The 19780-nt window shown below is 68.6% G+C and carries 19 protein-coding genes and 1 pseudogene; 14 read left to right on the top strand and 6 right to left on the bottom strand.

The features are described 5' to 3' along the window. Nucleotides 1–2: 2 nt before the first annotated feature. Nucleotides 3–1478 carry a calcium-binding protein gene (locus sphst_RS13970; RefSeq protein WP_051916407.1) on the bottom strand — a complete coding sequence of 492 codons (1476 nt, stop codon included), beginning with the start codon at nt 1476–1478 and terminating at the stop codon, nt 3–5. A gap of 24 nt (nt 1479–1502) precedes the next feature. Further along, nucleotides 1503–1700: pseudogene (locus sphst_RS21680) on the bottom strand (calcium-binding protein); the annotation flags it as partial. A gap of 522 nt (nt 1701–2222) precedes the next feature. On the opposite strand from sphst_RS21680, the gene sphst_RS13965 reads away from it, so the two are divergent. From sphst_RS13965 to sphst_RS13945, 5 genes are all read left to right on the top strand, one after another. After that, nucleotides 2223–3680: a sensor histidine kinase gene (locus sphst_RS13965; protein WP_159043642.1), complete on the top strand. Its 1458-nt coding sequence runs from the start codon at nt 2223–2225 to the stop codon at nt 3678–3680. Further along, nucleotides 3670–4272 (top strand): response regulator transcription factor, encoded by a 603-nt coding sequence (locus sphst_RS13960; protein WP_031394609.1) that lies wholly within the window; start codon nt 3670–3672, stop codon nt 4270–4272. Before sphst_RS13965 ends, sphst_RS13960 begins: the two co-directional genes overlap by 11 nt. Nucleotides 4273–4340: 68 nt before the next feature. Next, nucleotides 4341–4709 (top strand): phosphonate transporter, encoded by a 369-nt coding sequence (locus tag sphst_RS13955; RefSeq protein WP_031394610.1) that lies wholly within the window; start codon nt 4341–4343, stop codon nt 4707–4709. Between the two features lie 9 nt (nt 4710–4718). After that, entirely contained in the window at nt 4719–6008 is a 1290-nt protein-coding gene (locus sphst_RS13950; RefSeq protein ID WP_107045709.1) for a sensor domain-containing diguanylate cyclase, read from the top strand. Continuing rightward, the gene (locus sphst_RS13945; RefSeq protein WP_107045708.1) at nt 6005–7174 is read left to right on the top strand and encodes an AMP-binding protein; all 1170 of its coding nucleotides are present in this window, start codon (nt 6005–6007) and stop codon (nt 7172–7174) included. Before sphst_RS13950 ends, sphst_RS13945 begins: the two co-directional genes overlap by 4 nt. A 17-nt stretch (nt 7175–7191) precedes the next feature. On the opposite strand, the gene sphst_RS20650 is transcribed toward sphst_RS13945, so the two are convergent. Then, nucleotides 7192–7359, bottom strand: coding sequence for a hypothetical protein (locus sphst_RS20650; protein WP_156360373.1), 168 nt, complete (start codon nt 7357–7359; stop codon nt 7192–7194). Nucleotides 7360–8201: 842 nt separating this feature from the next. Between sphst_RS20650 and sphst_RS13940 the strand changes: the two genes are divergently transcribed. After that, nucleotides 8202–9161 (top strand): alpha/beta hydrolase, encoded by a 960-nt coding sequence (locus tag sphst_RS13940; RefSeq protein ID WP_107045707.1) that lies wholly within the window; start codon nt 8202–8204, stop codon nt 9159–9161. A gap of 9 nt (nt 9162–9170) precedes the next feature. Here the strand turns inward: sphst_RS13940 and sphst_RS21575 are convergent, their stop codons facing one another. From sphst_RS21575 to sphst_RS13930, 3 genes are read right to left on the bottom strand one after another with little or no spacing between them, the layout of a single operon-like run. Further along, nucleotides 9171–9473, bottom strand: coding sequence for an alpha/beta fold hydrolase (locus sphst_RS21575; protein ID WP_325049490.1), 303 nt, complete (start codon nt 9471–9473; stop codon nt 9171–9173). Next, nucleotides 9440–10183 (bottom strand): alpha/beta fold hydrolase, encoded by a 744-nt coding sequence (locus sphst_RS13935; RefSeq protein ID WP_325049489.1) that lies wholly within the window; start codon nt 10181–10183, stop codon nt 9440–9442. Before sphst_RS13935 ends, sphst_RS21575 begins: the two co-directional genes overlap by 34 nt. Before the next feature lie 37 nt (nt 10184–10220). After that, nucleotides 10221–10955 carry a hypothetical protein gene (locus sphst_RS13930; protein ID WP_159043641.1) on the bottom strand — a complete coding sequence of 245 codons (735 nt, stop codon included), beginning with the start codon at nt 10953–10955 and terminating at the stop codon, nt 10221–10223. 202 nt (nt 10956–11157) lie between these two features. On the opposite strand from sphst_RS13930, the gene sphst_RS13925 reads away from it, so the two are divergent. The 8 genes from sphst_RS13925 to sphst_RS13890 all read left to right on the top strand — a co-directional run bounded on the left by sphst_RS13925 (nt 11158) and on the right by sphst_RS13890 (nt 19760). Continuing rightward, complete coding sequence (locus sphst_RS13925; protein ID WP_199848982.1) at nt 11158–12516, top strand: alpha/beta hydrolase; 1359 nt, start codon at nt 11158–11160, stop codon at nt 12514–12516. Beyond that, nucleotides 12513–14051, top strand: coding sequence for a GMC family oxidoreductase (locus tag sphst_RS13920; protein ID WP_107045714.1), 1539 nt, complete (start codon nt 12513–12515; stop codon nt 14049–14051). Before sphst_RS13925 ends, sphst_RS13920 begins: the two co-directional genes overlap by 4 nt. A gap of 10 nt (nt 14052–14061) precedes the next feature. Further along, nucleotides 14062–14865, top strand: a complete 804-nt coding sequence (locus sphst_RS13915; protein ID WP_031395313.1) for an SDR family NAD(P)-dependent oxidoreductase — start codon at nt 14062–14064, stop codon at nt 14863–14865. Further along, a complete protein-coding gene (locus sphst_RS13910; protein ID WP_031395312.1) occupies nt 14862–15374 on the top strand; it encodes a peptide-methionine (S)-S-oxide reductase in 513 nt (170 codons plus the stop codon). Before sphst_RS13915 ends, sphst_RS13910 begins: the two co-directional genes overlap by 4 nt. After that, nucleotides 15371–15868 (top strand): metallophosphoesterase family protein, encoded by a 498-nt coding sequence (locus sphst_RS13905; RefSeq protein WP_031395311.1) that lies wholly within the window; start codon nt 15371–15373, stop codon nt 15866–15868. Before sphst_RS13910 ends, sphst_RS13905 begins: the two co-directional genes overlap by 4 nt. Before the next feature lie 31 nt (nt 15869–15899). Next, nucleotides 15900–16241 carry an HNH endonuclease gene (locus sphst_RS13900; protein ID WP_031395310.1) on the top strand — a complete coding sequence of 114 codons (342 nt, stop codon included), beginning with the start codon at nt 15900–15902 and terminating at the stop codon, nt 16239–16241. 132 nt (nt 16242–16373) lie between these two features. After that, on the top strand, nt 16374–19244 hold the full coding sequence (locus sphst_RS13895; RefSeq protein ID WP_325049488.1) for a TonB-dependent receptor domain-containing protein: 2871 nt from the start codon (nt 16374–16376) through the stop codon (nt 19242–19244). Between the two features lie 150 nt (nt 19245–19394). Continuing rightward, nucleotides 19395–19760 carry a DUF4440 domain-containing protein gene (locus sphst_RS13890; protein WP_031395307.1) on the top strand — a complete coding sequence of 122 codons (366 nt, stop codon included), beginning with the start codon at nt 19395–19397 and terminating at the stop codon, nt 19758–19760. Nucleotides 19761–19780 lie beyond the last annotated feature (20 nt).

Raw genomic sequence — 19780 nt, 5'->3', positions numbered from 1 at the left:
GATCAGAACCCGAAATCGCTGTGGTCGATCGTCGTCGCGTTCACCCCGGTGAGCGTGATCGTCTGCGTGCCGATCGTGATCACCGTGTTGACGCCGACCTGCGAGATCAGCACCTGCGCCCCGAAATTGGCGGCGGTGATGCCGCAACCCGAAACATCGAGCAGGTCCTGTCCCCCGGCCGCATCGAAGTCGAAATCGACCACCGTGTCATTGCCCTGCCCGGTCACGAACACGAACACGTCGTCGCCCGTGCCCCCAGTCAGCCGGTCGCTGCCCGTGCCGCCGACGAGCCGGTCCTGACCCGCGCCGCCCAGCAGCTGGTCATTGCCCCCCAGCCCCTGCAACAGGTCGTCGCCGTCGAACCCGGACAGGATATTGCCCGCGCTATTGCCCGTCAGTGCGTTCGCGCCGGCATTGCCGTTGCCGTGCACCCCGGAAGTGCCCGTCAGCGTCAGGTTTTCGAGCCCGTCGGCCAGCGTGAAGGTGATGCTGCTGGTGACGAGATCGACGCCGTCCCCGTCGGTCTCGTCGACGCTGTCGCCCAGAGTGTCGACGATGTAGATATCGTCGCCCAGGCCACCCGCCATCACGTCCGCGCCGGTGCCGCCGTCGAGCGTGTCGGCGCCGCCACCGCCGAACAGCTGATCATTACCGGCCATCCCTCGCAGGGTGTCGGCCCCCTCCATGCCCGACAGGATGTTGACGCCGGCATTGCCCGTCAGGATGTTGGCGTCCGCGCTGCCCGTCGCATCGATCGCCGCCACCCCGCTCAGCGTCAGACGCTCGACCCCCGCCCCCAGCGTGAAGGACACGCTGCTCGTGACCGTATCGAGGCCGTCGCCGCCGGTCTCGTCGACGACGTCGCCGATATCGTCGACGATATAGCTGTCATTGCCGCGCCCGCCGGACATCACGTCCTGGCCCGTGCCGCCGTCGAGCGTATCCGTGCCCGCGCCGCCGAACAGCTGGTCGTTGCCGGCAAAGCCCGACAGCGCGTTGGCGCCATCATTGCCGGTGATGACGTTATCGGCGGCATTACCCCGCCCCGCGATTCCCCCCGTCCCGGTCAGGGTGAGGCGTTCGACGCCGGCGCCGAGCGTGTAGGTGATGCTGCTGGTGACGGTGTCGATACCGTCGCTGCCGGTCTCGTCGACGATGTCGCCGGTCGTGTCGACGCTATAGAGATCGTCGCCGTTGCCGCCCGTCATGGTGTCCGAGCCGGTGCCGCCGTTCAGGATGTCCGCCCCCGCACCGCCGTTCAGCCGGTCGTTGCCCGACAGCCCGATCAGCGTGTCGTCGCCGTCGAGACCCGTCAGCGTGTTCGCCGCACCATTGCCCGTCAGGATGTTGGCAGCGGCGTTGCCCGTGGCGCTCGGCGAACCGCTCCCCGTCAGCGTCAGATTCTCGACACCGGCGGCGAGCGTGAAGGTCACGCTGCTCTTGACCAGGTCGACGCCGTCGCCATCACTCTCGTCCACGACGTCGCCGACACTGTCGACCGTATAGATGTCGTCACCCGTGCCGCCGGACAGGCTGTCCGCACCGGTACCACCATCGAGGTCGTCCGCCCCGCCCCCGCCGAACAGCTGGTCGTTCCCCGCAAGCCCGCGCAGAGTGTCCGCGCCGTCGAGCCCGGACAGCCGGTTTACCCCGGCATTGCCCGTCAGGACATTGGCATCGGCATTGCCCGTCGCGTTGATCGCCGCACTGCCCGTCAGCGTGGCCGTTCAGAACATCGGTATTGATGACGGCGAGCTTGGTGCAGTGCGCCCTCAGGAGATGCGCCTGGACGCTGCTCCAGTTCGATGTCGTCAGAACCGTATCGGCTAGATGCTGCTGGCTGAGAATGCTCGATATGGCGTAGCGGAATATTTCGGCATTGCTTGCGACAATAGCGTTGGATCTATCCAATTCATCATTGCGAATGATCTGCTCATTCATGACGCCCCTCCATTGGATGTTTTTGTAATATTACGCGATAATCTTACCAAAGCTGCCTAGACCATTGGCCGAGGCTGCGACCACGCCGGGTCTTAGGCAAGTCCGTACGGATACGGACCCCAGACAGTCTGTTCAGGCTTGGCACACCATGACCGCCACACCGGCTTTGCTTCAATTTGAGACGGTTGCACTGCACGAAGACCCCGGCCGGTGTCTGGAAACCCCTATGCGGAAAGCGTAGCATTTTGGTTCTTTCCGGCGGATTCGAATTTGGAGCGATCGTGCAGCGGCTATGGGCCATCGTCGACCAGCAGGAGACCGCGTCCGACTGGCGCTGGAACCTGCTGCAGGGCGTCGGTTTCGGCAGCGCCGCGCTGGTTGCCACGGCGCTCGGCCGCCACCTGTTCGGAATCGACCTGCCCTTCACCTTCGCGCTGGCGGCGATCGCGATCGGCGCTGTCCTCGGGGGTGCGCTGACCGCGTGCGTGGGCGCCGCGACGACGATTCCCACCGCACTGGTGTTCAGCGCGCACCATCCGCTCGTGACGCCGCTGAACACGCTGGTCGTGACCGGTTTTGCGATCATTCTCGCGCTGTTCGGCGGTCGCATGACCCTGCTGCGCCAGCGCGCCGGCCTCGCGCAGGGCCGGTCGCACCAGCGCGAACTCTGTCTCCACTCGATCTTCAACACCACCCCCGCGGCGATGCTCATCGTCGACGCGGGGGGCGACGTGCTCGCGATCAACCGGAGCGCGCGCGGCATCCTGGGGATTGCCGACCCCGATACCGGACGCCTGCGGCTCGCGGACCTGCTCCCCGGCCTGCCCGACCTGTCCGGCGACACCCCGACCGCGCACGAGCTGTGCCGCGCCGATGGCACGCGTCTCGCGCTGTCGCTGTCGAGCGGGCCGCTGCCGTTCGCCGCGACCGGGCTGCGCACGCTCCATCTCCGTGACGAGACCGAACAGGTCGCCGCTGCCGAACGGCTCGCGCTGTTGCAGGCGGAGCTCCATCAGCTCGCACGCGCCACCGCGCTCGGCCAGCTTGGATCGGCGATCGCGCATGAACTGAACCAGCCGCTGGCGACCGCCGCGAACTTCGCCACCGTCGCGCAGGCGGCGCTAGCGCGCGGCCGCGATGTAGGCGAGGTCGGCGCGGCGCTCGACGGCGCGGTCCAGGAGATCTTCCGGGCGGCCGCCGTGCTCAAAAGGCTGCGCCGGTTCGTCGAGCGCGGCCCGCTGCAGGCGCAATGGGTCGATGCGCGCGACATCATCGCGGAGGGGGCGACGCTCGGCATGCTCGCGGTCCGTCAGGCCGGAGCGGAGCTGAAGGTCAGTATCGCGCCCGATCTCGGCGAATTGTGGATCGATGCGATCCAGATCCAGCAGGTCCTGCTCAACCTGATCGCCAATGCGGCCGATGCGGTGTCCGACACGGCGGTCCGCGTGATTGATCTGCGCGCCGTCTCGGGGCCGGACGGGCAGTGCACGATCACCGTCTCGGACACCGGCCCCGGCATCGCACCCGGCCAGGAACAGGCGATCTTCGCCCCATTCCGGACCAGCAAGCCCCACGGTCTCGGTGTCGGGCTCGCCATCTGCCGCGCGATCGTCGACGCGCATGAGGGGACGATCACCGCCGCGACGAACAGCGGCGGCGGCGCGACCTTCCGCGTCTCGTTGCCACAACGTCCTGGTATTGTTGGGTCCAGTGGAGAAATGGTCGCCCATGCCGCGTGACCGGCCGATCTACATCATCGATGACGAGCCCCAGATGTGCCGCTCGCTCGAAATGCTCCTCGCGCTGGAGGATTTCGAGACCCGGTCCTTCCCCAGCGTCGAGGCGTTCATCCGCGACCTTCCGCGTCTTCCGCCCGGGATCATCCTCAGCGACGTCGCGCTGGGCGGCCTCAGCGGGCTCGAGCTGTTGCAGACCCTCCCATCGCTCGATCGGTCGGACCCGGTGATCCTCGTCACCGGTCATGCGGATATCCCGATGGCGGTAGCGGCGATGAAATCGGGCGCCGCCGACCTGCTCGAAAAGCCGTTCGAGGCGCAGCGGCTGCTCGGCGCGGTGGCGGCGGTCCGCGACCGGATCCTGCAATCGACCCTGCTCGAGCAGCGCCTCGCCTCGCTCTCGCACCGCGAACGCCAGGTCCTGCGCCAGATCGTCGAGGGGCTGACCGCGAAACAGATCGCGACGCGGCTGGATATCAGTCCGCGCACGGTGGAAACCTACCGCGAGCATCTCATGCGCAAGACGGGCGCAACCAGCCTGGCGCAGCTCGTCCGGTTCGCGGTCGAGGCGCGCGTCACGTGCGTGCCGTTGTAAGAAACAGGTGATCTTAGGCTATGCTTAACCCCGCCGCCCCATAGCGCTGTCGCAGGGAGACCGTGGCTATGGTACTGGAACAATACAGTTTTGATAATGTCGCGCTGCCCGAGCTCGACACGATGCGCGTCGAGGACCGCGACACCCTGCCGTTCGGGGTGGTCGGGTTCGAAGCCGACACGCTCGTCCAGGTCTATAACGCGACCGAGGCGCGGATGTCGGGCCTTGATCCCGCGACCGTGATGGGCGTGCCGTTCTTCGATGCGGTGGCGCAGTGCATGAACAATTTCATGGTCGCGCAGCGGTTCGAGGACGAGCCCGAGATCGACGACATCGTCCCCTATGTCCTCACGCTGCGGATGCGCCCGACCAGGGTCCGGCTGCGTCTGCTCGCGGCACCCGGCATTGCGCGCCGCTATATCCTCATCGAACGCTAAGCCGCTTCGATGAGCGATAGGTCGAGCGAGGAAGAGCTTCTCGAGTTTCTGTACGCCTGCCCCGTCGGCCTGATCGAGTGCGACAGCAGCGGCGCGATCGCGATGATGAACCCGCACGCGATGCAGCATCTCCTGCCGCTCGCCGGGCCGCGCGATCCCGGTAACCTGTTTGCCGCGCTCGAACATCATGCGCCCGAATTGCGCAGCATCGTCGCGGCCTATGCGCCGGCGACGGGCCGGATCTGCGACGGCCACCGGATCTTCGTCGATCTCGCCACGCGTCGCCGCGGTACCGCGCCCAAGGTGCTGGCGTGCACCCTGGTCAAGCTCGGCCCCGATCGACTGATGGCGACGCTGTCCGATATCAGCGAACAGGTCGCCCAGGAGGCGCGGCTGCGTCAGGCGGATACCTGGTTTGCCACCCTGCTCGACAGCGTCAGCCATTATGCCGCGCTGACGATCACGCCCAGCGGCGAGATCCAGTCCGCCGACGCCTGCTTCGCCCGCCAGACCGGACACGCCGCCGCCGATGTCATCGGACGCCACCTCGCCGAGATCGGCGGGAGCGAGGCGAGCGGCGGCGATCTTCGGCTGGACGAGCAGCTGCTGATCGCCGCGCGCGAAGGCTGGCATCTCCAGGAGGGATGGCAGCAGCGCGCGGATGGCGAGCGCTACTGGTGCCAGCGGCTCGTCGTCGCGCGGTCCGAACGGGGCGAGCCCCGCGCCTCCGGCTTCTCGGTCATCCTGCGCGACGTGCCGCGGCGTGGCGAGGCGGCGGAGGACATGCGCCGCCTGTTGAACCATGATCACCTGACGGGCGCCGCCAACCGACGGCATTTCGGCGAGGTGCTGAAACGCGAACAGCGGCACTGGCGCGAGCTGCGGCAATCGCTGTCGCTGATCGTTCTCGACCTGGATCATTTCAAGGCGGTCAACGACACGCATGGCCACCCGGTCGGCGACACGCTGCTCCGCCGCGTTACCGACGTGTGTACCGCGCTGCTCCCGCCCTGCGGGATATTCGCGCGGCTCGGGGGCGAGGAGTTCGGCGTCCTGCTGCCGCGCTATGACGAGGATCAGGCGGCGGCGCTCGCCGAGGCGATGCGCGCGGCGATCGCCGGAATCGCGGTCGACACGCCGCGCGGTGGCTTGCACGTCACCGCCAGCCTGGGCTGCGCCACGCTGAACGAAACCGACGGTTCGATCGAAGCGCTGCTCGCGCTGGCGGATGATCGCCTCTACGCCGCCAAGCATGCCGGTCGGAACCGGGTCCGCTCGCGCGAGACCGCGACCGCGTGACCCGGCCCGGACTGTCGCGTGCCGCGGTGCACCGCATCGCCGGCGCGGTCGTCGCGACCGAGATGGCGCGGCTGCGCGATCCGGCGCCGCCGGCCGCGACACGCGGCGACTGGCCCGAGGCCATGCCGATCGGCGACGAGGGCCTCGGGCTCGATTCGATGGAGCAGCTCGGCGCGCTGGGCGCGCTGGCCGAGGCGTTCGACCTCGACGACGACACGCTCGGCGAGGGTCCGCCGCAGACGGTCGGCGCCTGGACCGACTGGATCCTGCGCACGCACGCTACGGGCCCCGGCCGGATCGCGGTGCGGACGTCCGGCTCGACCGGCAGCCCGCGCCTCTGTATCCACGCCGTCGCCGACCTGCTCGAAGAGGCGGCCTTCTTAGCGACACGGTTCGCCGACCGGCGCCGGGTCGTCGCCCTGGTCCCCGCCGATCATCTCTACGGGCTGGTCTGGACCGCGCTGCTGCCCGACGCGCTGGGCGTTCCCGTCGTCGTGCGGACGGTCGGCGCACCGCTGTCGCTCGAGGCGGGCGATCTCGTCGTCGCGGTGCCCGATCAGTGGCGCGCGCTGTCACGGATGACGCGCCGCTGGCCGGGGGATGTCGTCGGCGTCAGTTCGGCCGGGCCGCTCGACGACACCGTCGCCGCCGTGCTGCTCGCGGCGGGGCTTGCCGGGCTGGTCGATATCTACGGCGCCTCCGAAACCGGCGGTATCGCGATCCGCGCGCTGCCCGCGCTCGATTATGACCTGCTGCCCCGCTGGCAGCTCACCGCCGCCGACCCGGATGACTGGCGGCTCGTCGACCGCGACGGCGGACACCACGATCTGCCCGACCATGTCGCGCGTCTCGGCGAGCGCGTCATTCGCCCGGTCGGCCGGCGCGACGGGGCGGTCCAAGTCGCCGGGCACAATGTCTGGCCAGGGCGCGTCGCCGGCGTGCTGCGGACGGTGGAGGGTGTCGCGGACGTCGCGGTGCGGCTGCACGGCAATGGCCGGTTGAAGGCGTTCGTCGTGCCGCACCCCGGTCAGGACCCCGCCCGGCTGTCCGCGCGGATCGAGCAGTTGGCGGCGAACCGGCTCACCGATCCCGAGCGTCCGAAGGCCTATCGCTTCGGCACGGCGGTGCCGCGCACGGCCATGGGAAAGCTCGAAGACTGGGGCTGATGCCGCCCCGCCGGCGTCTAGCGCCCAGTCAGCGCATAGCCGCGGGTCTTCTCGCCGAGCGCGGCGTAGATCGCGGCCTGATCGAGGAGCAGGTGACGCTGTTCGTCGGTCTCCGCAGCCGCGGCCGCGGCCAGCGCGTCGATCGTCAGCCGCTCATAGTCGGGGGTCGGGTCTTGGTCTGGCATGGGCCTGCCGTTCATTCCTCTTCACGATGTCCCGTGACGATAAATGGCCTGCCTCCGGCCGCAACCTGCTTAAAACGCTGCGTAACCGGCCAGAGAGGTTGCGCACCTCCGGGCGCCGTCGCACGGCTGCGGATACTATTCCGGCATCGCCATCGCGGATTCCCGCCGTCACGGTCGCCGTCACGGCCGGGTAATCTGAGTTAAGATTCTGACCCATATAGACGCGTGACAACAAACCCATCCTGCCACATCGCGCGCAGCACTGGATCGCGAATCTCGTCATAGGGGCAAAGCGCGAGATGGGCGACCGGATCGCTCGTGGCGATACGGCCGTCATTTCTGGCTTTCAAACAGTCTCTTGCGAAATCCGGCATTCTGCGGCCCCACTGCTGTCGTCGCGTCGTCCGCCCCATGCTCAGATCCTTACAAAAGGGGCAATGGCTTGTCCCAAACCGACACAGCGCCCCGCGCCGCACGGAGACGCGGTTCGCCACGCAGCTATCGCAGCAGCCTTTGCCATCACTACAGCAGCGACGATCGTGGCCGACGCTCTACGCAAGTACAGCCGGACCAGCGATACTCACCCGATGCCCGGATGCGGCAGATGAACCAGCAACGCCTGCCATCGCTCGTAAGGATGTTCGCCAAAGATTTGAGTCTTTACGTTCTTCGACGTTGCCGCACTGCAGCAAAGTCTTTGCGCATTGCAGCGGTGATTTATTACGCCCACCTTTCACCTTCCCCACAACCGCCGATCGCAAGGAAAAACCGTCCGGCCACCATTGTGCAGTGATAGCGCTATCGATATCATCCCGAAAACAGTCAAAAACGGGAGAGCGGATATGCGCATCGGATGCCGCGGCAACGAAGTCGTTCGAGGGGCGAGACATCGTCTTGCATGGCTCGTCGGCCTGACGATCGCGGTCGCCCCGCCCGCGCTGGCGCAGTCCTCCGACACCATGGCGTCGATCGCCATCCCCGCGCAGCCCGGCGCAATCGACCTCGGTACCGGGAAGCTCCCCGGGGCGACCGCCCCCGAAGCCTGGCACAGCCAATATGGTAGCGTGTTCGCGCGCAACGTCACGGTCGCGACGCTGACCCCCGTCCTGCCCGATCCCGCCAAGGCCAACGGCACCGCGGTGATCGTCGCGCCCGGCGGTGGATTCCGCACGCTGTCGATGGAGAATGAGGGCTGGGACGTGGCACGCGCGCTCGCCGCGCGGGGCGTCGCGGCGTTCGTGCTCAAATACCGGCTGAACCAGACGCCGGCGGATCTCGAAACCTTCGCGCGTCCCGCCCCCGCGGGTGCCCCCGCTGGCGCAACCCCGCCACGCCGGGACCCCGCGGCGATGATGGCAGGCCTCGCGCCGCAGATCGCCGATGCGCGCGCGGCGTTCGCGCTCGTCCGCAAGCGGGCGGGCGAATGGCACGTCGATCCGGCCCGCATCGGCATGGTCGGCTTTTCGGCGGGCGCGATGCTGACGATGGCGACGACCATCGCTGGCCAGGACGCGAAGCCCGCATTCATCGGCAACATCTACGGCCCGCTCGCCGCGATGACGGTGCCCGCCGACGCACCGCCGATGTTCGTCGCACTGGCGGCGGACGATCCGCTGTTCGGCAATGCCGGCTACGGGCTGATCGACAGCTGGCGCACCGCCAAACGCCCGGTCGAGTTCCACCTGTACGAACAGGGCGGGCACGGCTTCGGCATGTATCCAAAGACCACCACGAGCACCGGCTGGTTCGACGAATTCGCGCGCTGGATGGCGATGCACGGCTGGATCAAGCCGGCGCAGTAACCGCGCGCCTCACGACGCGATCGCCGCCTCCAGCGTCTGCAGGAACCGCGCCGGCGCCTCGACCTGCGGCGCATGACCCAGCCCCTCGAGGCGGATCAGCCGCGCGTCGGGGATGCGTCGTGCCGCGGTCACCGCCGCCTGCGGCACGGTCTGCACCTGTGCCCGCCGGTCGGGTGCGGCGCGGTTCGCCCGGAACGCGGTGAGATCACGGTCGCCGATGATCAGCCGCACGGGCATCGCCAGCCGCGGCAGTTCGGCGGCGACCGGCTGGGTCTGGATCATGTCCGACAGCCGCGCCTGCGCATCGCGCACGACATCGCCGTCGGGACCGGCATATTGCCCCGCCAGCATCGCCACCCAGCGATCATAGGCCGGGCGCCATTCCCCGTGGTAATAGTTGCGCAGCTGATACGCCTTGATCGACGGGCATCGGTCTTCGCCTCCTCGGCGCGCAGCGCGCCGAGATCAGTATAGGGCACGCCCTGCGCCAGCGTATCGTTCAGCCCGAGCGGATTGACGAGCACCAGCCGCGCCACGCGCTCGGGATGGAGCAGCGCGAACCGCGTCGCGAGGATCCCGCCGGTCGAATGGCCGACCAGGATGACCTTGCCCGCCCCGGCCCGGTCGAGCAGCCCGCGGGTCAGCTCGGCCATCGCATTGAAGCTGTATTGATAGCCCTTGGGCTTGGACGATTTGCAGAAGCCGACCTGATCGGGCGCGATCACCCGGTAGCCTGCACCCGCAAGCCCGCGCGCGGTCTCGTCCCAGGTCGCGGCACAGAAATTCTTGCCGTGCAGCAGCACAACCGTCGTGCCGTTCTCGCGCGCGGTCGGTGCGAGGTCGAGATACGCCATCCGCACCGCCTGCCCCTGCGACGATCCGTCATACCAGCGCAGCGACGCGGGATAGGCAAAGCGCTCGAGATTGGCGCCGAGCGGCACGGTCTGGGCGAGGCCCGGCGTGGCGGAGACGGCGAAGGCAGCGACGGCGCCGATCGCGGCGGGGATTTTGAAACGGATCATCCGCCTCTAACGACCGGCCGCGGCGAGGTGTCCCGTCCTACAGGCCCGGGCCGTCCGCGTCATATTTGAGTTCGAGATACCGCCCCTGGATCGCGATCTCGTCGAGGCTGCTCCGCCCAAGGCACTCGCCGGCGCGCGCGAGCTCGGCATCGATCAGGCGCAGACCGTTGATCAGGTGATCGTCGGGCGTCCGGCCATCCGCCTGCACCTCGCGTCGCGCCGAAATGCCGACCATCCGCCAGCTGTCGACCAGCGCGGGCAGCTCGACCGCGACCAGCTTGCGGATCGACGCCGCGGCCGGGCTGCGCGGATCGAGCCGGGCAAGGCGCGGCGCCAGCGCCTCGAACCGGCCGCCCAGGGCATCGGCAAGCCGCAGCGCGGGCAGCGGCATCCCGCGGCGTTGCGCGGCGAGCCAGATCCCCGCCTGCTCGGCGAGCCCAGCCAGCCCGGCCTCCACCAGCGCCTCGCGTCCCGGCGCGCGCGGATCGGCCTGCGCGACGATCACGATCACCAGCAGCAGCATCAGCGCCGCGGCGACGGCAAGCGCCAGCATCGCCGGCAGGACCGCGGCGAGCGCCGCGCCGCCGAGCAGCGACACGATCGCCGCGAAGACCAGTCGGACCATCAGCCGCTTCTGCCGACGCGCCCGCGCCTCGCGCTCGCGCCGCGCCTGCTCGCGGCCTTCGGGCGACAGCCGCCGGAGCAGCTCTTCGGCCTGGGTGAGCCCGACATCGGCAAACCCTGCCGCGACGCTGCGGGCACGGTCGATCATCGGGGCGCGCTGACCGCTATTGTCGTCCATCGCGCGAGGATGCCGGTCTTTGCGCGCCCGGTCCAGGCCCGCGCGGCGCGACAGACGCACCCAAAGTGGTCGCAGATCGCCACCAAATTGATCTATGTCAATTACGACGGCCGGTGCGATGGAACGGTTCCGCGCCTGCATCGTCCGGTAGGGGTCAGTTTCGCGAGGCCCCATGACCCCACCCACCTTGTTGTTTTTACACGCCCTCGGCGCCAGCGCGCGCGAGTGGCGGCAGGTCGCCGATCACCTGTCCGACCATGATTGCGTCGCGCTCGACCTGCCGGGGTTCGGCGACGCGGCCGATGCGGGGCATGCCGATGTCGGGACGATGACCGACTGGCTGGCGCAGGAAATCCGCGCCCGCGACCTCACCGCCTGCATGCTCGTCGGGCACAGCATGGGGGGCAAGATCGCAACGCTCGTCGCCGCGCGCGCCGCCGCGGGCGAACCGGGTCTCGCGAACGTTCTCGGCGTCGTACTTGTTGCCGCCTCGCCCCCCTCGCCCGAACCGATGGACGAAAAACGCCGGGCGGAGATGATCGGGTGGTTCGCCGATGGCCAGGCCTCGCGCGACGATGCGGAAATCTTCGTCGATGCCAACAGCGCCGAGACGCTCCCGGAGGCCCTGCGCGATCAGGCGATCGACGACGTGCGACGCTCGAACCGCGCGGCCTGGCTCGGCTGGCTCAAACGCGGCAGCCGCGAGGACTGGGCTGCCGCGGTCGGACAGCTCGCGCTCCCCGCGCTGATCATTGCCGGGACCGAAGACGGCGATCTCGGCGAGGATGCGCAGCGCCGGCTCAACCTGCCGCATTATGCCAATGCCCGGATGCGCGTCGTCCAGGGCGCCGCGCACCTCATCCCCTATGAACAGCCCCGCGCGCTCGCCGCGCTGATCCGCGAGCACGCGGCACTGGCGACGACGGCCGCGCTGCCCGAGGATTTCGCCCGGCTGCTCGACTCCGATCGCGTCAGCAGCGGGACGCGCGCCGCGATGCTCGACCGGATCTACCCGATGCCCGTCGGTACCGCGTTATGGGACGACGCCGACCATGCGACCGTCGCGGCGCTGGTGGCGCGGATCCTCCCCGATTGCGGCGCCGATCGTGCGCTGGCGGGTCGCATCCTCGACTCGGTCGCGCAGGGTGTCGGCGACGGCTGGCGCTTCGCCGAGCTGCCGGACGACCGTGCGGCATGGTCGCGCGGGCTCGCGACGCTCGATACGGCGACCGGCGGTTTCGTCGCGCTGGCCGATCCCGACCAGGACGGCTGGCTCGATCGCATCGCCGGCGGCACGGTCGGCATCGAAGAGGACGCGACCCGCCTGTCGCCCGTGCAGATGCGGCTCTGGTTCGAGGATGTCCGTGCCGAGACGGTCCGCATCTGGATGGCGCAGCCCGCGACGATGGCGGCGATCGGCTATGACGGCTTTGCGGTCGGCGGCGATGGCCCCCGCAAGCAGGGCTATACCCGCACCGGTGCCGACGACCCCGAAGCGTGGCAGCGCCCGTCGCAGGAGCGCGGGGCGTGACGACGAGGCAGCATGGTGCGAACGACGTCGTCGATGCGGTCGTGATCGGCACCGGCGCGGGCGGTGCGCCGCTCACCGCCCGGCTCGCCCAGGCGGGCCTGTCGGTGGTCGCGCTCGAGGCGGGCCGCGCCTTCGGCCCCGACGAGCATGTCGCCGACGAGGTCGCGGCCGACATCTACTGGATGGAGGAACGGCTGAGCGGCGGATCGACGCCGACCGCGTTCGGGTCGAACAATTCGGGCATGGGCGTCGGCGGCTCGACGCTGCACTGGGGCGCCTTCTGCCCGCGTCCCGATCCCCGCGACCTGCGGCTCAGGACGCTGACCGGCGAAGGCGCCGACTGGCCGATCGATCCTGACGAGCTGACCCGGTACATCGTGGAGGTCGAGGCGTTTACCGGCGTCTCGGGCCCGGCCGACTATCCATGGGACGCCACCCGCCGCTACGCCTATCCCCCGGTCGCGCGCAACGCCGCCGCCGACGCGATGGCGCGCGGCTGTTCGGCGCTTGGCATCACCGCGACCGACGCCCCCGCCGCCCTGGTCTCGCGCGATCGCGACCAGCCGCACTGGGGACAGCGCCAGGCCTGCGTCAATTGCGGCGCCTGTCACCAGGGCTGCCGCAACGCCGCCAAGACGAGCATGGACACGACCTATCTGCCCCTCGCGGTGGCGCATGGGGCCGAGATCCGCGCGGGCGCCCGCGTGGTCGCGTTCGACTATGACGGCCGCGGCCGGATCAGTGCGGTCGTGTACAGCCAGAACGGGCAGGAGCATCGCCAGCTTTGCGCCGCGGTCTTTCTGTGCGCCGGCGGGGTCGAGACGCCGCGGCTGCTGCTCAACCTCGGCATCGCCAATTCGAGCGGTCAGGTCGGGCGCAATTTCATGGCGCATGTCGCGACCCAGATCTGGGGCCGGTTCGACGCCGAGATGCGGATGAACCGCGGCTATCCCTCGTCGCTGATCAGCGAGGACATGATGCGCCCCGGCGATGCCGGCTGCGCGGGCGGCTATCTGATCCAGAGCCTCGGCGTGCTCCCCGTCAACCTCGCCACCGGGCTCGCCCGCGGCGCCGGCCTGTGGGGCGAACGGCTTCAGACGCTCCTGCGCGGCTATAACCGGATGGCGGGGATCGGGATCAACGGCGAATGCCTGCCGCATGCCGACAACCGGCTGACGCTCGCCGACGAGGTCGACGCCTTTGGCCACCGCAAGGCGCGGATCGACTTCAGCTATCACGCCAACGAACAGGCGATCGATCGCCACGCGCGGCGCACGCTTAGCGACATCTGGGCGGCGGCGGGCGCGCAGGACATCTTCGCGGTCGATCGCTCGGCGCATACGATCGGCACCTGCCGCATGGGGCATGACGGCGACACCGCGGTGGTTGATTCCGACGGCCGCAGCTTCGACATTGCGAACCTGCGGATCTGCGACAACTCCATCTTTCCCAGCGCACTGGCGGCTAATCCCGCGCTGACGATCATGGCGCTGTCGCTGCGCACCGCCGACCGTTTTCTCGCATCCGACGATTGAGGAGTTTAACATGGATCTGGGTATCAAGGGGCGTATCGCGCTGATCAGCGGCGCGGATTCCGGCATGGGCAAGGAGACCGCACGGCTGCTGCTCGAGGCGGGCGTGCGCGTCGCGATCACCGATCAGCCGGGCGGCACGCTCGACGCGGCACTCGCCGAACTGTCGCCGCTCGGCGAGGTCGTCGCGGTGACCGGCGACGTGACCAGCCTCGACGATGTCCGCGCGATCTGGGCGGAGGTGCGCGAGCGGCTTGGCGATCCCAACATCTATGTCAACGCCGCGGGTGTGACGGGCGCGACCGGCGACTTTCTCGACGTCGACGATGCCGGCTGGGAGCAGACGCTCGACATCAACCTCATGGGCGCGGTGCGCATGTGCCGCGAGGCGATCCCGGCGATGCGCAAGGGCGGCTGGGGCCGGATCGTGCTGTTCGCGTCGGAAGACGCGGTGCAGCCCTATGTCGACGAACTCGCCTATTGCGCGTCGAAGGCGGGGATCCTCGCGCTCGCGAAAGGGCTGTCCAAGGCCTATGGCGGCGACAATGTCCTTGTGAACACCGTCTCGCCCGCGTTCATCGCGACGCCGATGACCGATAAGATGATGCGCAAGCGTGCCGAGGAGCGCGGCGAGAGCTTCGACGCGGCGATCGACAGCTTCCTCGAGGAGGAACGCCCGGGCATGGTGCTCAAGCGCCGTGGCAAGGCCGAGGAGGTCGCCGCCGCCGTCGCCTTCCTCTGCTCGGAGCGCGCGAGCTTCATCAACGGCGCGGGCATCCGCGTCGATTCCGGCTCGGTGTTCACGATCGCCGGATGACGGAACAGCGCGTGCACCGGATCGGGTTCGGCGGCGGGTGCCACTGGTGCACCGAGGGCGTCTTTCAGGCGCTCCTCGGCGTGCAGACGGTCGAGCAGGGCTTCCTCCAGTCCGAGGCGCCGTCGGACGCCTGGGCGGAGGGCGTCATCGTGACGTTCGATCCCGCCGCCATTAGCCTGGCAACGCTGTCCGAGGTCCATCTGCGCACGCATTCGGCGAAATCCGGCTATTCCCCCGCCGGACGCTACCGCAGCGCCATCTATGTCTTCGAGCGGGGCCAGCGCCCCGACGCCGAAGCCGCGATCGCCCGGTTCGCGGCCGAAAGCGCTGAGCCGGCCCGCACGCTGGTCCTGCCGTGCACCGGCTTCCGGCCCTCGGACGCGCGCTTCCAGAATTACTACCGGACCGATCCCGACCGGCCCTTCTGCCGCCGCTACATCGATCCCAAGCTCGACTATATCCGCACCCATTTCGCCGCCGTCGCCCTGCCCGCGGAGCCGCGCGCGTGAGCGTGTTCTTCACCGCCGACACGCATTTCGGCGACCACCGCACGATCAACATCGCGCGCCGGCCGTTCGCCGACACCGCCGCGATGGACGCCGCGCTGATCGAGCGGTGGAACGCGGTCGTCGGGCCGCAGGACGTGGTGTGGCACCTTGGCGACGTCGCGCGTCGCCCCGCGGACGTGGCGGGGCTGCTCGCGCGGCTGCACGGGACCAAGCACCTGCTGCGCGGCAACAACGATCCCGATGCGACGCTGGCGGCACCGGGCTGGGCCAGCGTCGCCGACTATGCGGAGATCACGCTCGACGACCGGCGGCTCGTCCTGTGTCATTACCCATTCCGCAGCTGGAACGGCCAGCACCGCGGCGCGATCAATCTCCACGGGCACAGCCACGGCCGGCTGAAGCCGATGCTCCGCCAGTTCGACGTCGGCGTCGATGTCGAGGGTCACGACTATGCACCGGTCGGGCTCGACAGCCTGCTCGCGCCCCGGCGATAGGTGCGAGGGGATGGGCGGGCGCGTGAAGCGGATGGCCGGACTGGCCGAGGCGGCGGCACGGACCGCGCAGGCTGCGGACGACGCGCCCTGCGCCCTGTGCGGCCGCCCGCTCGGCCACCGCGTCGAGCGCCACCACGTCGTCCCCAAGAGCGAGGGCGGTACACAGACCGTGCCGGTCCATCCGATCTGCCACCGCACCATCCACGCCTTCGTCGCCAACCGCGACCTCGCCACCAGCTATGCGACGATGGACCAGCTCCGTGCGCGCGAGGATATCGCCCGCTACCTGCGCTGGATCGTCGACAAGCCCCCCGACTTCCGCGCCCCCACGCGCAAGCGCAGCGCCCCCCTGAACGGACGCCCGATGGTGTAACCCGCAAGCAACACCCTTTTCGCAATTTACCATTGCTGATCGTAACGGAGCAGCAACATATGGTCATAAAAACCATTTTCGTCGTAACCATGGTGCACCGCCGTAAAACGGGGTGTCACAAGGGGGACAGAAATGCGTTGGACGAAATGGATGATGCGCTCGTCGCGGATGGCGATGGGCGCGGGCCTGCTGATCGCGGCCAATGGCGCCGCGGCGCAACTGGCGACCGATCCCCAGACGCCCACCGCGCCGGCAGCGACCGAGGCCCCCACCGAAGACATCATCGTCACCGGATCGCGCATCCGCCGCGACCCGCTCGATCAGCCATCACCCGTCATCACCGTCGATGAGAACGCGATCGCGCGCACCGGTCTGTCGTCCGTCGCGGACATCCTGCAGCGCCTGCCCGCCTCGTCGGGCGGCCTCAATTCGAAGTTCAACAGCTCGGGCAATTTCGGCAACCCGCCCGATGGCGGCGGCGTCGGTGCCGGCTCCGCGGTGCTCGACCTGCGCTATCTCGGCCCCAAGCGGACGCTCGTGCTCGTCGACGGCCTGCGCTTCGTCAACGGCGCGTCGGCCAGCGGCATCCCGGCGACGGTCGATCTCAACTCGATCCCGTCCTCGATGATCGAACGGATCGAGGTGCTGCAATCGGGCGCCTCGACGCAATACGGGTCCGACGCGATCGCCGGCGTCGTCAACATCATCACCAAGCAGAACCAGAAGGGGTTCAAGGGATCGGCGCAATATGGCCAGTATCTCGGCGACAATGACGGCAAGACGCAGGATTACCAGCTGAGCTACGGCTTTGGCAGCCAGGGCGTGCACGTCGTCGCGGGCGGCTATTACACCAAGCAGGAATCGGTCAGCGCCGCCGATCGCGACATCTCGCAATTCCCCAATCCGGGGCAGACCAGCTGCGCCGAACCCATCGGCGGCTGCTCCAGCTTCACGCCCTTCGGCCGGTTCCTGGTAAACGGCCAGAACATCACGCTGCGCGGCCCCGTCGCCAGCGGCCGGCCGGTCTATGACCCGACGCTCGCCACCGGCGACTTCAAGGCGTTCACCGCCGCCGATCGGTTCAACTTCGCCCCGCTCAACTATTTCCTGACGCCGGTCGAGCGGTTCGGCGGCTTCGTCAACACGCGCGCCGAGTTTTCGGAGGCGCTCAATCTGCGCGTGAAGGCGGTCTATAACCGCCGCAATTCGCAGAACCAGGCGGCGTTCCTCCCGCTCGGCATCGGTCCCGACGTCGGCAACGGCAACATGCTCGACACGCTCTCGGTCGATGCCACCAACCCGTTCAACCCGTTCGGCGTGACGCTCGTCCCCGGGCAGAACTACACCGCGATCTTCCGCCGCCTCGTTGAGGCGGGGCAGCGCACCTACAGCCAGCAGGTCGACACCATGTCGCTGACCGGCACGCTGGACGGCAAGTTCCAGATGTTCGGCCACAACTGGTATTGGGATGCGAGCGCGGTCATCGGCTATAACGATGCCAAGCAGCTGTTCACCGGCAACATCAACGCCGCGCGCCTTGCCCGCGCGATCGGCCCGATCAGCCAGTGCACCGGGGAATGCGTGCCGTTCAACTTCTTCGGCGGGGTCGGCTCGATCACCCCGGCGATGCTCGGCTATATCGGCTTCGACGAACGCGACCGCAGCCGCCAGAAGCTGAACGACTATACCGCCAATATCTCCGGCGAGCTGTTCGACCTGCCCGGCGGGCCGGTCGGCATCGCGATCGGCTATGAGCATCGCTATCAGTTCGGCAGCTTCACGCCCGATCCGATCATCCAGGCGGGCCTCGGCGCGGACATCCCGGCACAGGCGGCGAGCGGCAAGTTCAACGTCGACGAGGTCTATGGCGAAATTCGCCTGCCGCTGCTGCGCGACATTCCCGGCATCGCCTCGCTCGAACTGAACGGCGCGGTCCGCCATTCGAACTATTCGACCTTCGGGGGCAATACGACGCTCAGCGGCGGCGCGCTGTGGAAGCCCGTCAGCGACCTGCTGCTGCGCGCCCAATATGCCGAATCGCTGCGCGCACCGTCGATCGGCGAGCTGTTCGGCGCACAGTCGCGGTTCGACGCCTCGATCGACGATCCCTGCACCAGCGCCGCGGGCGGGCTGTTCCAGTCCAACCCGACCGTCCGCGCGAACTGCGTCGCCAACGGCGTCCCCGCCAGCGGCAGCTACGCCGAACCCTCGGGCCAGCTGCCGGTGCTCACCGGCGGCAACAGCGACCTGCGACCCGAAACCGCCCGGACGCTGTTGTTCGGCGGCGTCTACAGCCCCAGCTGGGCCCGCGGCGGCACGCTCTCGGCGCTCAGCCTCGAGGTCAATTATTACGACATCAAGGTCGACGACTCGATCGCGTCGATCCCGGCTCAGGTGCTGCTCAGCCGCTGCGCCCAGACCGGCGACGCGCTCAGCTGCGCGGCGGTGCGGCGTGCCCCCAGCGGCATCGTCACCGCGATCAACGGCCTGCTGCTCAACACCGGCGGCATCCGTACCAAGGGCATCGACGCGACGCTGACGGTCCGCTCGGGTGAAACGGGCGCCGGGCGCTTCGGCCTCTACGTCTCGGGCAACTATCTGCTCAAGTACAGCGAGCGCACGCCCGCGACTGACGGCTTCGTCACGACCGACTATGTCGGCACCGAACGCGGCTCGCCCGATCAGACCTATCCGCACTTCAAGGGACTGGGGACGATCGACTGGTCGGTGGGGCCGGTCACCGCGAGCGTCACCGGACGCTATATCGACAATGTCGATGAAATCGCTGCGGAGAACCAGATGAAGAGCCGCCTCTACGGCGACGTCCAGCTCCAGTTCCGGCCGGCCTGGCTGGATTCGAAGCTCGCGCTGACCTTCGGCGTGAACAACGTCTTCGACAAGGATCCCCCCGCCTGCTTCAGCTGCAGCCTGAACAACTTCGACCCGACGACCTATGACATCCCCGGCCGGTTCGGCTATCTGCGGCTCTCCTACGGGCTGTAGGACGATGGCTGCCGACCGGCGCGCCGGTCGGCAGCCACACAGGCGTCGGAAACATAGGATGCTCCGATCGCCAAAAGACCCTCGTCTCACCGATTGTGAGGAACGAAGTAGGCCGTCCCCGCGCTCGACCCCGACAGAAGGAGACGAGCAATGGACGACACCAGGGTCTGGGCATTTGAAGAAAGCCTGTGGACGGGCGACGCGGACCAGTATCACACGCTGATCGACGACGAATGCGTGATGGTGCTCCCCGAGCAGCCCTTCGTGATGACCGGCGCGCAGGCGATCGAGGCGGTCGCGGACACGCCGCGCTGGTCGGAGGTCCGGTTCAGCGAACAGCAGATCATGCGCCCGCAGGAAGGTCTGATCGCGATCGCCTACAAGGCCGAGGCGAGCCGCGAAGGCGCAACCGGCTATACCGCCTATTGCACCACCACGATGCGCCGGCTCGAGCATGAGGAATGGCGCGTGGTCCAGCACCAGCAGACGCTCGCCCCGGTCGCCGGCGGCGCCTGAGCCGACCAATATGGCGGTCA

It is taken from the genome of Sphingomonas sp. STIS6.2 (genome assembly GCF_000732685.2).
GTDB lineage: Bacteria > Pseudomonadota > Alphaproteobacteria > Sphingomonadales > Sphingomonadaceae > Sphingomonas > Sphingomonas aerolata.
Note: the sequence above shows the minus strand (reverse complement) of the source record. Positions and strands in the feature narration are given on the sequence as shown.

What these genes read in the sequence shown, in the direction of transcription:
- sphst_RS13960 (WP_031394609.1), top strand. Translation starts at nt 3,670, where the DNA reads ATGCCGCGTGACCGGCCGATCTACATCATCGATGACGAGCCCCAGATG.
- sphst_RS13925 (WP_199848982.1), top strand. Translation starts at nt 11,158, where the DNA reads ATGACCCCACCCACCTTGTTGTTTTTACACGCCCTCGGCGCCAGCGCG.
- sphst_RS13915 (WP_031395313.1), top strand. Translation starts at nt 14,062, where the DNA reads ATGGATCTGGGTATCAAGGGGCGTATCGCGCTGATCAGCGGCGCGGAT.
- sphst_RS13890 (WP_031395307.1), top strand. Translation starts at nt 19,395, where the DNA reads ATGGACGACACCAGGGTCTGGGCATTTGAAGAAAGCCTGTGGACGGGC.
- sphst_RS13955 (WP_031394610.1), top strand. Translation starts at nt 4,341, where the DNA reads ATGGTACTGGAACAATACAGTTTTGATAATGTCGCGCTGCCCGAGCTC.
- sphst_RS13940 (WP_107045707.1), top strand. Translation starts at nt 8,202, where the DNA reads ATGCGCATCGGATGCCGCGGCAACGAAGTCGTTCGAGGGGCGAGACAT.
- sphst_RS13910 (WP_031395312.1), top strand. Translation starts at nt 14,862, where the DNA reads ATGACGGAACAGCGCGTGCACCGGATCGGGTTCGGCGGCGGGTGCCAC.
- sphst_RS13895 (WP_325049488.1), top strand. Translation starts at nt 16,374, where the DNA reads ATGCGTTGGACGAAATGGATGATGCGCTCGTCGCGGATGGCGATGGGC.
- sphst_RS13935 (WP_325049489.1), bottom strand. Translation starts at nt 10,183, where the DNA reads ATGATCCGTTTCAAAATCCCCGCCGCGATCGGCGCCGTCGCTGCCTTC.
- sphst_RS13900 (WP_031395310.1), top strand. Translation starts at nt 15,900, where the DNA reads ATGGCCGGACTGGCCGAGGCGGCGGCACGGACCGCGCAGGCTGCGGAC.
- sphst_RS13950 (WP_107045709.1), top strand. Translation starts at nt 4,719, where the DNA reads ATGAGCGATAGGTCGAGCGAGGAAGAGCTTCTCGAGTTTCTGTACGCC.
- sphst_RS13930 (WP_159043641.1), bottom strand. Translation starts at nt 10,955, where the DNA reads ATGATCGACCGTGCCCGCAGCGTCGCGGCAGGGTTTGCCGATGTCGGG.
- sphst_RS20650 (WP_156360373.1), bottom strand. Translation starts at nt 7,359, where the DNA reads ATGCCAGACCAAGACCCGACCCCCGACTATGAGCGGCTGACGATCGAC.